The 13962-nt window shown below is 69.3% G+C and carries 8 protein-coding genes; 6 read left to right on the plus strand and 2 right to left on the minus strand.

Features of this window, described 5'->3' with window-relative positions; genetic code table 11:
- The first annotated feature begins 19 nt into the window (after positions 1-19).
- The 3 genes from CA951_RS23545 to CA951_RS23555 all read left to right on the plus strand — a co-directional run bounded on the left by CA951_RS23545 (position 20) and on the right by CA951_RS23555 (position 8924).
- On the plus strand, positions 20-667 hold the full coding sequence (locus CA951_RS23545; RefSeq protein ID WP_087559114.1) for an isochorismatase family protein: 648 nt from the start codon (positions 20-22) through the stop codon (positions 665-667).
- A 122-nt stretch (positions 668-789) separates the two neighbouring features.
- The gene (locus CA951_RS23550) at positions 790-7863 is read left to right on the plus strand and encodes a non-ribosomal peptide synthetase (RefSeq protein ID WP_087559115.1); all 7074 of its coding nucleotides are present in this window, start codon (positions 790-792) and stop codon (positions 7861-7863) included.
- Positions 7860-8924, plus strand: a complete 1065-nt coding sequence (locus CA951_RS23555; RefSeq protein WP_087559116.1) for an iron-siderophore ABC transporter substrate-binding protein — start codon at positions 7860-7862, stop codon at positions 8922-8924. The genes CA951_RS23550 and CA951_RS23555 overlap by 4 nt, the downstream gene beginning before the upstream one ends.
- A 16-nt stretch (positions 8925-8940) precedes the next feature.
- On the opposite strand, the gene entS is transcribed toward CA951_RS23555, so the two are convergent.
- Entirely contained in the window at positions 8941-10206 is a 1266-nt protein-coding gene (gene entS, locus CA951_RS23560) for an enterobactin transporter EntS (RefSeq protein ID WP_087559117.1), read from the minus strand.
- 145 nt (positions 10207-10351) lie between these two features.
- Here entS and CA951_RS23565 point away from each other — a divergent pair, with 145 nt between their 5' ends.
- Positions 10352-10600, plus strand: a complete 249-nt coding sequence (locus tag CA951_RS23565; RefSeq protein ID WP_087559118.1) for a phosphopantetheine-binding protein — start codon at positions 10352-10354, stop codon at positions 10598-10600.
- 111 nt (positions 10601-10711) lie between these two features.
- Entirely contained in the window at positions 10712-12055 is a 1344-nt protein-coding gene (locus CA951_RS23570; protein WP_087559119.1) for a YhgE/Pip domain-containing protein, read from the plus strand.
- Between the two features lies 1 nt (position 12056).
- Here CA951_RS23570 and CA951_RS23575 read toward each other — a convergent pair whose 3' ends face one another.
- Positions 12057-12266: a hypothetical protein gene (locus tag CA951_RS23575; protein WP_061697828.1), complete on the minus strand. Its 210-nt coding sequence runs from the start codon at positions 12264-12266 to the stop codon at positions 12057-12059.
- A 116-nt stretch (positions 12267-12382) separates the two neighbouring features.
- Here CA951_RS23575 and CA951_RS23580 point away from each other — a divergent pair, with 116 nt between their 5' ends.
- Positions 12383-13924, plus strand: a complete 1542-nt coding sequence (locus tag CA951_RS23580) for a bifunctional 3'-5' exonuclease/DNA polymerase (protein ID WP_087559120.1) — start codon at positions 12383-12385, stop codon at positions 13922-13924.
- Positions 13925-13962: the final 38 nt, after the last annotated feature.

Consider the following 13962-nt stretch of genomic DNA (forward strand, 5'->3'; position numbering starts at 1 on the left):
ACCGACAGTGAGGAACCATATGGCCATCCCACCCATTTCGACCTACACGATTCCGGAGATCCACGAGGTCCCCGAATCGAAGGTGTCCTGGCGCCTCGACCCCCGGCGCTCCGCACTGCTGGTCCACGACATGCAGAACTACTTCATCGACGCGTACGACGTGCGCGCGGAGCCGATGTCGACTGCGATGGCGAACATGGTCCGGATTCGCGAACTGTGCTCGGAAGCCGGGATTCCCGTGATCTACACGATGCAGCCGGGCGACCAGCACCCGTCGCGTCGTGGCATCCTCGCCGACTTCTGGGGCCCGGGACTGACGTCGGGTCGCGACACCCAGGTGGTCGAGCCGCTCGCCCCCCGCGACGGCGACATCCAGGTGACCAAATGGCGGTATTCGGCCTTCCAGCGCACCGACCTCCGGCAGTTGCTCGGCCACCACGGCCGCGACCAGCTGATCGTGACGGGCGTCTACACGCACATGGGCTGCATGCTGAGCGCCGCCGAGGCGTTCATGTCGGACGTCCAGCCGTTCCTGGTCTCCGACGCGACTGCGGATTTCAGCCGAGACGAGCACCTCATGGCTCTCACGTACGCGGCGAAGCGCTGCGGTTCGGTGACCACCACGGATGCGCTGGTCTCCGCGCTGTCCCCGCTCGAAGTCGGCTGAGCCGCGGCAGTCGGATCACCACAGCTTATGTGGTTAGGCTAACCTGACACGCTGAGTAGCTGAACGCCCGAAAGCCCCAAGCCCGAATGCCGAAAGCCGAAAGCATCAGGAGCGCCTGTCAGATGTCCCTTTCGATATCGTCGCCGTCCACCCTGCAGACCGGGGCGGACACCGGCGTCAGCTTGACCGCCGCCCAGCGCGAACTGTGGGCCGGGCACCATCTGGACCCGACCCGGTCGGCGTTCACGACAGCCGAATACGTGGAGGTCGCGGCTCCAGTCGACCTCGACGCGCTCGCCGCGGCGATACGCACGGTGACCGAGGAGGCCGACGTCCTCTCGATCCGCTTCGCTGCCGGCCCCGACGCTGATTCGGCCGATGTGGTCCAGGTGCACGATCGATATCACGCACCCGAACTCGAGTGCCTCGATCTCGACAGGGCCGCGGCCCTCGAATGGATGCGCGAGGACGTGCGCCGGCCACTCGACTTCGACACCGATCCCCTCGTGCGCACGGCACTCATCACGGCCGAATTCGGTGCGATCTGGTACCTCCGCGCCCCGCACGCGTTGCTGGACGCCTACGGGTACTCGCTGCTCACGCGCCGTGTGGCGGCGCTGTACGCGGCCCGGCTTGCCGGCACCGAACCCCGACCGGCCAAGTTCCCGCCGCTGCGCGAGCACGTCCGGGCGGCATACGAGTTCGACGCCGCGGCCCCCGACAGCGCGCCGCCTGCCGCGTCGCGTCCGGTCGGATTCAGTGACACGGTGCGCCGGCCGGCCCCCGGTCCCCATCGGTGCACGATCCCGATCGACCCCGAGGTCGCGCAGAGCCTGCGCGCCGCGGCCACCGCGCAGGCGACCACCTGGGCCGAAGCGGTGTACGCGGCCGCCGCCGCGTACCTGGGCGCCTGCACGGGAGCCGAGGAGGTGACGCTCCGGGTTCCGGTGCTCGCCCGCAACGGAATCGAGCTGGCGTCGCCCGTGACGGCCACGAACATCGTGCCGCTCCGCATTCCCCTCGACGCACGGCCGACGATCGCCGACGTGATCGACCGGGTGGCGGCAGCACTGTCCGACACCCGCCCGTTCCAGCGCGTCCGGGACGCCGGGAGCCGCGTCACCGGCGGTGCGGTGGTGAACGTCAAACCGTTCGCCGCCAGAATCGCTTTCGGTCCCACCTCCGGGTCGGTGCACCAACTGGCCACCGGTCCGGTGGAGGACGTGGTGATCTCCGTCTCGGGCGCCGGCGACGAACTCACGCTCGAATGGGCCGGAAACCCCGAGGTCTACACGGACGTCGAGATCCGGAACCATGCACACCGCTTCGCGCACTACCTCCGGACCGTCTCCGTCGCAACGGAACCCGTCACAGTCGTGGACGTCTGCGCCCCGGACGAGCTGCACCTGTGGCGGTCGGCGGCCGGGCTCGACCGGCGCGCGGCCGCAGCGGCACTTCCCGACAGCCTCGTCTCCGCCTTCCTCGCGCAGGTGCGCATCCACGCGGACCGCGTCGCGGTGAACGAACTGACGTACCGGGAACTCTCGGATCGCAGTGCCGCCCTTGCCCGTCAGCTGAGGTCGGCGGGTGCCGGACGCGGCACGGTCGTGGCCGTCAGCCTCCCCCGCGGCACCGATCTGATCGTCGCCGTCCTCGCGATTCTCCGCAGCGGCGCGACCTACCTGCCGATCGATCCGTCCTCCCCGGCCGAGCGTGCCCGGTTCATCCTGCGAGATGCGCAGCCGACCCTGGGCATCGGATCCGCCGATCTGCTCGGCGACCTCCCCCGCGTCGAGGAGGGCGCGCCGCAGTCCGGCGCCGGGGACCTCGAAAACCCGGTGCGCGCCGACGACATCGCGTACATCATCTACACGTCCGGATCCACGGGTGCGCCCAAGGGCGTTCCGATTCCGCACCGCAACGTGATGCGCCTGTTCGACGTGTCCCGGGAATGGTTCACGTTCACCGAGGACGACTGCTGGCCGCTGCTGCACTCGTATGCGTTCGATTTCTCAGTGTGGGAGATCTGGGGTGCGCTGCTGCACGGTGGCCGCCTCGTCACGGTCGACGAGACCACCCTCACGTCGCCGGCCGACCTCGCCGCCGTTCTCGTCGACGAGGGTGTCACCGTCCTGAACCAGACGCCGTCCGCGTTCGGGCATCTCGCCGACGCTCTCGTTCGCGCGGACTCGTTCGACCGGCTGCGACTGCGGTACGTCGTATTCGGCGGTGAGGCCCTCGATCCGGCCGTCCTGCGCGCCTGGTTCGCCGCCTCGGGTCCGGATTCGGGGACCGCCCTGGTCAACATGTACGGCATCACCGAGACCACCGTCCACGTCACCGCGACGAAGGTCACCGCCCCCGACGTCGTGGACATCGGGGTGCCGCTCGGCGACCTGTGCACGTACGTTCTCGGGCCGGGACTGCGCCCGGTGCCGCCCGGCGTCACCGGCGAGATCTACGTCTCCGGGCCCGGACTGTCCCCCGGCTACCTCGGGCGTCCCGACCTGACGTCGGCGCGCTTCGTCGCCGACCCGTTCGCCTCGACCGGGGCGCGCATGTACCGGACCGGTGACCTCGCCCGCTACGACGCGACCGGCACCCTCCACTATCACGGCCGGATCGACGACCAGATCCAATTGCGCGGTTACCGTGTCGAACTCGGCGAGATCACCGCCGCGATGACCGCGGTTCCCGACGTGCAGGCGGCGGTCGCGACGGTGCATGAGCAGGCCGGCGGCGACCAGCGGATCGTCGGGTACGTCGTTCCCCGTCCGGGCAGCACGCCCGACGCGGTCGAGGAGGACGTGCGAGCGCACCTCGTCCGCTCGCTCCCCGGATACATGACGCCGTCCGCGCTGGTGATGCTCGACCGGTTGCCGTTGACCCACAACGGCAAGGTCGACAAGAACGCGCTGCCCGCCCCCCGGTGGCTCGGACGGTCCGGCGACACACCCCGCACCGGCACCGAGGCCCGGATCCTCCCGCTGTTCACCTCGATCCTCGGCGCCGAGCAGGTCGGCGTCCACGACGACTTCTTCGCGCTGGGCGGGAACTCCCTCCTCGCCGCCGCCCTCGTGTCGGCGATCACCGCGGAACTCGGTGTGCCGCTGCGGGTCGCAACGGTCTTCGAAAATCCCACCGTGGCCGCGGTGGCCGCGCAACTCGAGGACGCCGGCGAGCGGGTGCAGGCGAGCGGGCCGTCCCCGCGGGACCTCCCCGAGGGCACGCCGGTGCCGTTGTCCCCCGCGCAGGAACGCCTGTGGTTCCTCGACAGCGCGGCCGGCGGCGGGACGTACCTGCTGGCGCTGGCCGTCGATTTCGGGGACGGCCTCGAACCCGGCGCCCTGTCCGCGGCTCTCGCGGACGTCGTGACCCGGCACCAGTCGTTGCGGACCGTGTTCCCCCTCGTCGACGCGGTGCCCCACCAGGTGGTGCTTCCCGCCGGGGACGCGAAGGTCCGGCTCGAGCGTGTCGACAACGTCGGCAACATCGAGGGGCACATCTCGGCGATGACGACGGTGGGCCTCGGACTCACCGAGCAGCCGCCGCTGCGGGCCGTGCTGTACGAACCGCAGCACACGCTGGTCCTGTTGATGCACCACATCATCGGCGACGAATGGTCGCAGTCGAAGCTGCTGGACGATCTCGCGTTCGCGTACAACGCGCGCCGCGCCGGGCGGGCACCGGCGTTCACGCCGCTGCCGTTGCAGTACCCGGACGTCGCCGTGTGGCAGCGCGAACGAATCGGCGCGGGACCGGACGACGCGACCCCGTTGCTGACCGGCCAGCTCGACTACTGGCGTGAGCAACTCGCCGGCCTGCCGCTAGAACTGGGCTGGCGCACCGACCGCCCGCGGCCGGCCCTGCCCACCAATCGCGGCGCGAGCGTCCACCGCACGCTGTCACCGTCGCTGCACGCGGCTGTCGATGCGCTGGCCACCGAGCGGCGCGCGAGCTTCTTCATGATCGTCCACGCCGCGGTGGCCGTGCTCCTCGAAAGGCTCGGCGCCGGAGAGGACATCGCCCTCGGTGTGCCCGTCGCCGGTCGCAGTCACCCCGACCTCGACGCCATGGTGGGCTGCTTCATCAACACGGTGGTCCTGCGGACCGACGTCTCGGGCGACCCGACCTTCGACCAGCTGCTGGACCGGGTCCGGGCCGTCGACCTCGACGCCGTCGACCACGCCGACGTGCCGTTCAACCGCATCGTGGAACTCGTCAATCCCCCACGGTCGTCGGCGCGCCACCCGCTGTTCCAGGTGATGCTCTCGCATTGGAAGGAGGACGGCACGACGGAGCGGTTCGACGGGACGACCGCGTCCGTGCGGATGCTCGACGCGACGTCCGCGAAATTCGATCTGGCGCTGCGCTTCCAGGAACGGCCGGACAGCGGCGGCGTCGACGTCACGTTCGAGTACTCCACCGAACTCTTCGACACCGCAACGGTCGAATCCCTCGCCGACCGCCTCGCCGTGGTGATCGAGCGACTCGTCGCGAATCACGAGCAGCGGATCGGTCTGCTCGACATCCTGACCCCGCAGGAGCGGGATCGGGTGCTCGGCGAGTGGTCCCACTCGGAGCACTCCATCCCGGCCCGCACGTTCGACGAGTACTTCTCGGAGCAGGTGGCCCGAACCCCCGACTCCGAGGCCCTCGCCGTCGGATCGAGCGTGCGGCCCGCCGTTTCGCTGACCTACCGGCAGCTGGACGAACGCGCGAACCGGATTGCGCACCTGCTGATCTCGCGGGGCGCAGGCCCCGGCGACGTGGTCGCGATCGCCCTCGACCGGTCCGCCGAGCTGATCATCAGTGTTCTCGCCGTGCTGAAGAGCGGTGCCGCATATCTTCCCGTCGACCCCACGTACCCGGCCGACCGGATCGCGCACATGCTCGCCGACGGCGCCCCGGTCGCGATCCTCACCTCGTCCGTCGGGGTGCCCGACCGCAGCCCGCTCGGCACCGGCGTGCCCATTCTCGACCTGGACGATCCGGACCTGCAGTCGCTGCTGGGCACCCAGCCGGTCAGCACCCCCACGGACGCCGACCGCAGCAGGCCGCTGCAACTCGACGACGCCGCGTACCTCATCTACACGTCCGGTTCGACGGGAGTCCCCAAGGGCGTCGTCGTCCCCCACCTCGGCATCGCGGACCTGCTGTCACTGCAGTCCGACGTGATCGGCATGGACCACCGCACGCGGGCGCTGCACTTCTCGTCCATCAGCTTCGACCTCGCGTTCTGGCAGATCATGTGGGGAGTGCTGTCGGGGGGAACGCTGGTGGTCGCGACGGACGCCGACCGCATCCCCGGTGAGCCGCTCGCCCGGGTCATCACCGAACACGACGTGAACTTCGTCGGTGTGCCACCGTCTTTCGCCGCCGCGTTCCCGCCGGAACACCCCATCCCCGACGGCGTCGACCTGATGCTCGGCGCCGAGAAGCTCACTCCGCAGCTGATCGAGCGGTACGCACCCGGCCGCCGGCTGTTCAACGCGTACGGGCCCACCGAGTGCACGGTCAACGCCACCCTGGCCCTCGTCGAACCGGGGCACGAAGGTCCCGTCCCCATCGGCGTCGTCGACCCGGGCAAGCACGCGTACGTCCTGGACCACGCGCTGCGGCCGGTGCCCCCGGGCGTATCCGGCGAGCTGTATCTCGCGGGCGACAGCGTCACCCGGGGATACCGCAACCAGAGCCCCAAGACGGCGGAGCGGTTCGTCGCCGACCCGTTCGCGGCGCCGGGCAGTCGGATGTACCGGACGTCGGACGTGGTGTGGTGGGGCCGCGATTGTCAGATCTACTTCACCGGCCGCGCCGACTCACAGGTCAAGGTGCGCGGGTTCCGCATCGAACTCAACGAGATCGAGGCCGTGCTGTCCGGTGACCCGGACGTCGAGCACATCGTCGTCGTGGTCCGCGAGGACCGGCCGGGCGATCAGCGGCTGGTCGCGTACGCCACGTCGGTGCCGGGCGGCCGGATCGACCCCGACCAGCTGCACCGCCGCGCCGCCAGCCGGTTGCCGGACTACATGATCCCGGCCGCGTTCATCGCCGTCGACGAGTTCCCGACCCTCCCCAACGGCAAGCTGGACCAGTCGTCGCTCCCCGTTCCGCACCTGTCCCTGCAGGTGTCCGAGCGGGGGCCGCGCACGGCCCGCGAAGAGGTGCTGTGCCAGTTGTTCGCAGAGACCCTCGGTATCGAGCGGGTCGGCATCGACGACAGCTTCTTCGACCTCGGTGGCCACTCGCTGATGGCGGCCGGACTGATGAGCGCGATCTCCTCCCGCCTGTCCGTCACCGCGACGGTGGCGTCCCTGTTCGCGGCGCCGACCGTGGCCCAGCTGGCGGGGCGCCTCGACGACGATCACGACGCCGACGCGCTGGCCGTGCTGCTTCCGTTCCGCACCGAGGGCTCCCGGCCGCCGGTGTTCTGCTTCCACCCCGCCGGTGGAATCAGCTGGGGCTACTCGGGTCTGCTGCGGCACATCGACGACGACTACCCGCTGTACGGCGTGCAGGCGTCCAACCTGTCGACGTCCAAGCGGCCGCCGGAAACGCTCGAGGACATGGCCGCCGAATACATCGAGCACATGCGGACCGTGCAGCCGACGGGCCCGTACCACCTCCTCGGATGGTCGCTGGGCGGCGTCGTCGCGCATGCCATCGCGGGCGCGCTGCAGAACCAGGGCGAGGAACTCGGCATGCTCGTCATGCTCGACTCCTTCCCGTCTGATGCATGGGCGTCGATGCCGACGGAGCAGGACGCGCTCGCCGCACTGCTGTACATGGTCGGCTACGACCCCGAACCGCTTCTCGCGGACGGACTCGACCGGCAGCAGGTGATCGACATCCTGCGCGGCGAGGGCAGTGCCCTCGCCGGGATCAACGAGCACACACCGGCCGCGATGATCGACAACTTCGCGAACGCCGTGCGTCTCGAATCCGAACCCTCACAGATCGTCGTGGACTCCGACATGCTCTTCTTCACCGCGGCCAGGAATCCTGCGACCGCGGCGACGTACGACTTGTGGCGGCCCTACCTGACCGGGACCATCGTCAACCACGACCTCGACTGCGAGCACAAGGACATGACTCAGCCGCGTTGGATCGGCGAAGTCGGCTCCGTCGTGAACGAGGCGCTCGCCTCGTTCGGCTCGCCCATGAACCCCATCAACAAAGAACAGGGAGATCGATGAGAACGTCCGGAAGATACTGGAGTAGAGCCGGAATCGTGATGATGGCGGCAACCGCGCTGTTCGCGGGTGCCTGCAGCGAGTCGACGTCCGACTCGACCGACACGGCGGGATCCGCCACCGGACAGGCCGACGCGTCGGCCTTCCCCGTCTCGATTCCGTCGGCGCTCGGCACCGCCGAGATCCCGGAGGCACCGGAACGGGTCGTCACGATCGGCTGGGGCAGCGAGGACGCGGCACTGTCGCTCGGCGTCGTGCCCGTGGCCGTGCAGAACATGAAGTCGGACACCGGAACCGACGACGGCCTGCTGCCGTGGTCGCGCGCGAAGCTCGAAGAGCTCGACCCGAACGCGGAACCCGCGTTGCTGACGGCGTCGAGCAAGGAGATGCCGTACGAGCAGATCGCGGCACTCGCCCCCGACGTGATCCTGGCCGTGCACTCCGGTGTGAACCAGGAGCAGTTCGACAAGCTGTCGGCGATCGCCCCCACCGTGGCGTACCCGGAGCGTCGCTGGGCGACCAGCTGGGAAGACCAGATCACCACGGTCGGTAAGGCTCTCGGCCGGTCGGCACAGGCCGAGGCGCTGGTGACGCAGACGCAGGACACGCTCACGCAGGCGAAGTCGCAGCACCCCGAGTTCGCCGGCAAGACGGTGGCCTTCGGCAGCGGCACCGAGCCGGGGTCGTACAACTTCTACTTCGACACCGATCCTCGCCTGAAGATGCTGGCAAGCCTCGGTTTCACGGTCGACCCGCTCGCCCAGAAGTTGCGGGAGAGCAGTGACCAGACCAAGTTCGCCGCTCCGGTCAGCATGGAACTGCTGCCGACGTACAACCCGGATGTGCTGCTCGCCTGGTACCTCTCGCCCGAACTGCAGAACGAGGTCCAGTCGAACCCGCTGTTCGCCGGCGTGAAGGCCGTGCGCGACAACGCCTACGTGGGTCTGACCGATCCGCCGCTGGTGTTCGCGTCGAGCTCGCCGAACGTGCTCAGCGTGCCGTGGCTGCTGGACAAGCTGCTCCCGCAGTTGTCGCAGGCCGCGAACAACGCTCAGGCCAGCTAGTTCCCACCTGACAGCGTCACTGTGCCGCTGCCGAGAGGTCGTCCTCTTCGGCAGCGGCACTGCTGTAGGTGCGCAGTCCCCTCAACGCCACCGCGAGAACCGCCAGCACCACGATGCCACCGGCTCCGTAGAGGAGGAACGCCTCCCGCGGTCCCACCGCGGCGCCGACGGCGCCCGCGACGAGCGCTCCGGCAGCCGAGCCGGTGGAGATCTGGGCGCCCCACACACCGGCGACGCGTCCGCGGTATTCCTCGGGGGTCTCCGTCTGAATGACCGCATATCGGAGGATGTCGCCGAGCACACGCCCGAAGCCGTGTGCGGCGAGACCGAGGAACGTGACCGCGATCATCGGGACCGCGCCGACGCCGATCAGCCCGGCCGACGCGATCATGGCCGCGAGGAACACGATCAGGCCACCGCGCCGAGCGGTACCCGTCCAGCCGCTCGTCAGCGACCCGGTGAGGGCGCCGACGGCGGGAGCGCTGTAGAGCAGTCCGGTGGCCGCCGGTCCGGCGTGCAGCACCTGACTCGCGTAGGCGGGCAGCAGCACGTTCCAGCCGGTCAGCATCATCGCGCAGAAGCCGACGAGCAGCGTCCCGCCGACCACGGAGTCCTTGGCGGCGTATGTGAAACCGCTGGCGATCGACCGCAGCGGACTCTCGGTGTTCTTGACCGGCGGCGGCAGCGACGGCAGCCTGGCGATGCAGTACGCGGTGATCCCCGAGGACACCGCGGCGAGAACGTAGTTGGTGCCCACGGACGTCGCAGCGATGATCACACCGCCGATGGCGGGCGACGCGACAGTGCCGAGATCGGCCATCACCGTCATCAGGGCGCCGGCGGCGGCCATCTTGTCATTGGGCAGCAGCGACGGGATCACCGCCATGAGTGCGGTTGCGGAGATGCCGCCTGCGAGGCCCTCGATCACGCCGCACAGGTAGATGATCCACAACTGGGGTGTGGGGAGGAACGCGTTGACCGCGAGGATCGCGAACGCCACACCCGCGGCGGCCCGGGCGAGCGAGATGACCGGCCTGCGGTCGTACCGGTCGGCGATCACGCCGCCGAACAGGGTGCCGACGAACACCGAGGAGCCGACGACGATGCTCGCCGCGCCCACTGCCAGTGTGGAATTCGTCATGTCGTACACCTGCAGTGGCACGGCCACCAGCAGCAGACCCAGACCGAAGATGGAGATCGTGCGGGCGATGAAGATGTATCGGAACTCGCGACTCGTCCGGAGAGGCGTCAAGTCGATTGCGTATCGCGATAATCCAGCCATTGTCATCCATTCACATTCGGTTGCAACAGCTCTCCGGTTCGCCGTTCGCGCGGAGAGCAACTATGCTTAGGCTTCACTAACCCAGCAACCTACCCCATGTGACCGAACCGGCTCAACGCGCCGCGTCCGGCCGACGCACCGGAGGATGACAGTGAGTTCCGCACCCAGCACAGTTCCGACCCGCGACCGAATCCGCGCCGACGTCGCCGACGTCCTCGACGTCCCCGTAGCCGAGATCGACGACGACGCGAACCTCCTCGACGAGGGAATGGACTCCGTGCGCGTGATGGCGCTGGTCGAACGCTGGCGGGCGGACGGCGTCCAGGTCGATCTCGTCGACCTCGTCGGGGAGCCGACGCTCGACGCCTGGTTCGAGGTCACCGCCGCGCGATGACCCGACCGGCCCGGTCGTCCACTCGGCCCTGAAATTCCCGCCTCACCGCCTACGCTTGACCGGGCTGGTCGATCTCAGGGTCGGCACGGACACGGGAGGACGCGAGGGGCCATGGCACACGAAACCAGCGATACCGGCAAGATGAGCGTGCTGCGGACACCACGGTTCTGGATAGCTCCCGTGCTCCTCGTCTCCGTCGTCATGTCCCTGCTCGCCGCGCTCTACATGGGCGGCATGCTCAATCCCCCCAAGCACCTCAACCACTTCCCCATCGCCCTCGTCAACCAGGACGAGGGCGACACCCTGCCCAACTCCGATCCGCCGCAGCAGCAGAACTTCGGCAGCCAGATCACCGCGGGCCTCCGCGAGGGCGTCGACCCGAACAAGATCGAACTGCGGCAGATCGGGATCGCACAGGCCCAGTCCGCACTGGACAACGGGGAAATCTACGGCGCCATCGTCATCCCGAGCGACTTCACGAAACGCACCTTCATCCTCGCCCAGGCGAGCGTGATCCCCGGGGACGTCGAGCGACCCGTGATCACCATCTACACGAACCCCCGCGCCGGCACGATCAGCGCGAACCTCGTCCAGAACATCGGTGAGATGGCGATGGACAAGGCCAACCAGACAATGGGCGAGCAGCTCACCACCCAGGTCACGCAGCAACTCCAGGCGACAGCCCCCGACCTCCAGTTGTCGGGGGCCAGCCGGCTCGTGCTCGACGACCCCATCGACGTGCGGGTCGTGGCGCACAACCCGCTGCCGGACGGCACCGGTTTCGGGCTGGCTGCGTTCTACTACGCGCTGCTGATCGTCCTGGCCGGATTCACCGGTGCGACCATCGCGAGCACGCTGATCGACGGCATGCTCGGATTCACCCCGACCGAGGTCGGGCCGCTGTACCTGCACAACGAGGCGGTCCCGATCTCCCGGTTCAACACCCTGCTGATCAAGTGGGCGGTGATGGTGGCGCTGGCGATGATCGTGTCGGGGTTGTACCTGTGGATCAGCTCCGCCCTCGGGCTGCCGATCACCGATCCGCTCGCGCTGTGGGAGTACGGCGCGTTCGCGATCGCCGCCGTCGGGATCACGGCGATGTCGGTGATGGCCGCGTTCGGGAACCTGGGCCTGCTCATCAACCTGATGGTCTTCGTCGTCCTGGCGCTCCCCTCGTCCGGGGGCACGATCCCGCTCGAGGCGGCGCCGCGGCTGTACAGCTGGCTCGGTGAGTTCGAGCCGATGCACCAGATCTACATCGGGGTGCGCGCCATCATGTTCTTCGGCGCGTCAGGCGACGCCGGCCTCATCCACGCCGTGTGGATGACCCTCGCCGGCCTGCTGATCGGCCTCGTCTTCGGTGCGGTCATCACCCGGTTCTACGACCGCAAGGGCCTGCACCGCCGTCACAAGGCACAGACCGAACCCGCACCGGTGGACGCGGCCGGGGCGTGAGTCACGCGGGCGCGGACGACCAGGCCGTGCCGAACTGTTCGTACCAGGGATGCGGGGCGGGCACCGCCGCCAGGATCCGCTCGACGAACCGATCGGGGTCGCCGAGTTCGGCGAGTCCGACTCCGCGGCGCTCGTAGTCGGCGAATCGGTCGTGCAGTCCGGCGATCACCTTGTCGGTCACCGTCTGCTCGAACTCTTCGATGGTTGCCATCGGATGCCCCTCCTTCCGGCGAGAAGCGTCTGCGTTCAGTGTAGTGCCGACCTGCGGATTCACCCCCGTCCGGCGGCGGATTATCGCCTGTCGGTGGCGCAGAGCAGACTGGGCCCGTGAGAGTGGTCATGGTTCCCGGCGCCGAGGGTGGCGCGACGACCGTTCGCACCGATCCCGCGGGAGTTCCGGTCGAGTCGCCGCGTCGGCACTCCGACGCCGTGGCCGCGGTCCGCGACATCGAAGCAGCCGAACACCCCCGCTGGGTGTGGACGAGTACCGCCGCCGCCTATCCGGCGCTGCTGCGGGCCGGGGTGCGGGTGCGGCGCTGCCACGACCTCGCGCTCACCCACGCCGTCCTCAGCATGCGCGACGGTGTTCCCGCGCCGCCCGCCGACGAACCCGTCGACGAACGCCCCGGCCTCTTCGACACCGCACCCGCCACGGATCCGGCGCAGGTGGTCGCCGACTTCGCGGAACAGCGGAAGACGATCGGTGACGACGCGAAACTCGACCTGCTGGTGGCCGCCGAGTCCGCGGGAGCGCTGGCCGCCGCGGAGATGAGTTTCGACGGTCTGCCGTTCTCCACCGCCGCCCACCGCGCGTTCCTCGAGACGACGCTCGGGCCCCGGCCCGCCGGGTACGACCTGCCGCAGCGCATCCAGGACGTCACCGTGGAGATCGGGGCGGCGTTCGGCCGTCGTATCAACCCGGCGTCCCACGTCGAGGTCGTCGACGCCTTTCGCCGGGAGGGCATCGAACTCGCGTCGACCCGCAAACACCTGCTGCGCGACGTCGATCACCCTGCCGTCCCGCTGCTGCTGCACCATCGGGATCTGTCCAAACTGTTCAGCACGAACGGCTGGCAATGGATGGAGAGCTGGGTCCGCGACGACCGGTTCCGCCCCGTCTACGTTCCCGGCGGCGTGGTGTCGGGCCGCTGGGCGAGCCGCGGCGGCGGCGCACTGCAGATTCCGAAACCGCTGCGCTCGAGCGTGATCGCCGACCCGGGTCACACGTTCGTCATCGCCGACGCCGGCCAACTCGAACCGCGCATCCTGGCCGCCATGTCGGGTGACGCCCGGATGGTCGCCGCCGCGGGCGCCGACGACTTGTACGCACCGGTCGCGGCGGAGACGTTCGACGGCGACCGCGGCAAGGCCAAGGTCGCGATCCTCGGTGTGCTGTACGGCGCCACCGCCGGCGAGGCGCGTTCCCTGCTCACGCTGCTGCGCACCCGCTTTCCCGTCGCCGTCGAATACGTCGAGCGGGCGGCCCGCGCCGGTGAACGCGGCGAGGTCGTGCACTCGTGGCTCGGCCGCGCCTGCCCACCGCCGTCCCCCGACTTCTGGTCCCACGGCGATGCGCGTTCCCGCGGCCGGTTCACCCGAAACTTCGTGGTGCAGGCCACGGCATCCGAGTGGGCGCTGTGCGTGCTCGCCGATCTGCGGCGCCGCCTGGCCGACGAACCGGACAGCGAACTGGTCTTCTTCCAGCACGACGAGGTGATGGTCCACACCCGGGACCCGGAGTCGGCGACGCGGCACGTTCTGGGTGCGGTCGACGTAGCCACCCGGTTGCTGTTCGGCGAGACACGGGTGCGGTTTCCGATGGATGTGGCGGTGCGGGACTGCTACGCGGAAACCTCCGACGAGGCCTGACGGGCGCAGGTTTCCGGTGTCGCGGGTGCGCCCGGCAT

It is taken from the genome of Rhodococcus sp. NCIMB 12038, assembly GCF_002165735.1.
GTDB lineage: Bacteria > Actinomycetota > Actinomycetes > Mycobacteriales > Mycobacteriaceae > Rhodococcus_F.

Excerpts from the sequence above, each read along its gene's own strand:
- CA951_RS23575 (WP_061697828.1), bottom strand. The coding sequence starts at position 12,266 with ATGGCAACCATCGAAGAGTTCGAGCAGACGGTGACCGACAAGGTGATC.
- entS (WP_087559117.1), bottom strand. The coding sequence starts at position 10,206 with ATGGCTGGATTATCGCGATACGCAATCGACTTGACGCCTCTCCGGACG.
- CA951_RS23550 (WP_087559115.1), top strand. The coding sequence starts at position 790 with ATGTCCCTTTCGATATCGTCGCCGTCCACCCTGCAGACCGGGGCGGAC.
- CA951_RS23570 (WP_087559119.1), top strand. The coding sequence starts at position 10,712 with ATGGCACACGAAACCAGCGATACCGGCAAGATGAGCGTGCTGCGGACA.
- CA951_RS23545 (WP_087559114.1), top strand. The coding sequence starts at position 20 with ATGGCCATCCCACCCATTTCGACCTACACGATTCCGGAGATCCACGAG.
- CA951_RS23565 (WP_087559118.1), top strand. The coding sequence starts at position 10,352 with ATGACAGTGAGTTCCGCACCCAGCACAGTTCCGACCCGCGACCGAATC.
- CA951_RS23555 (WP_087559116.1), top strand. The coding sequence starts at position 7,860 with ATGAGAACGTCCGGAAGATACTGGAGTAGAGCCGGAATCGTGATGATG.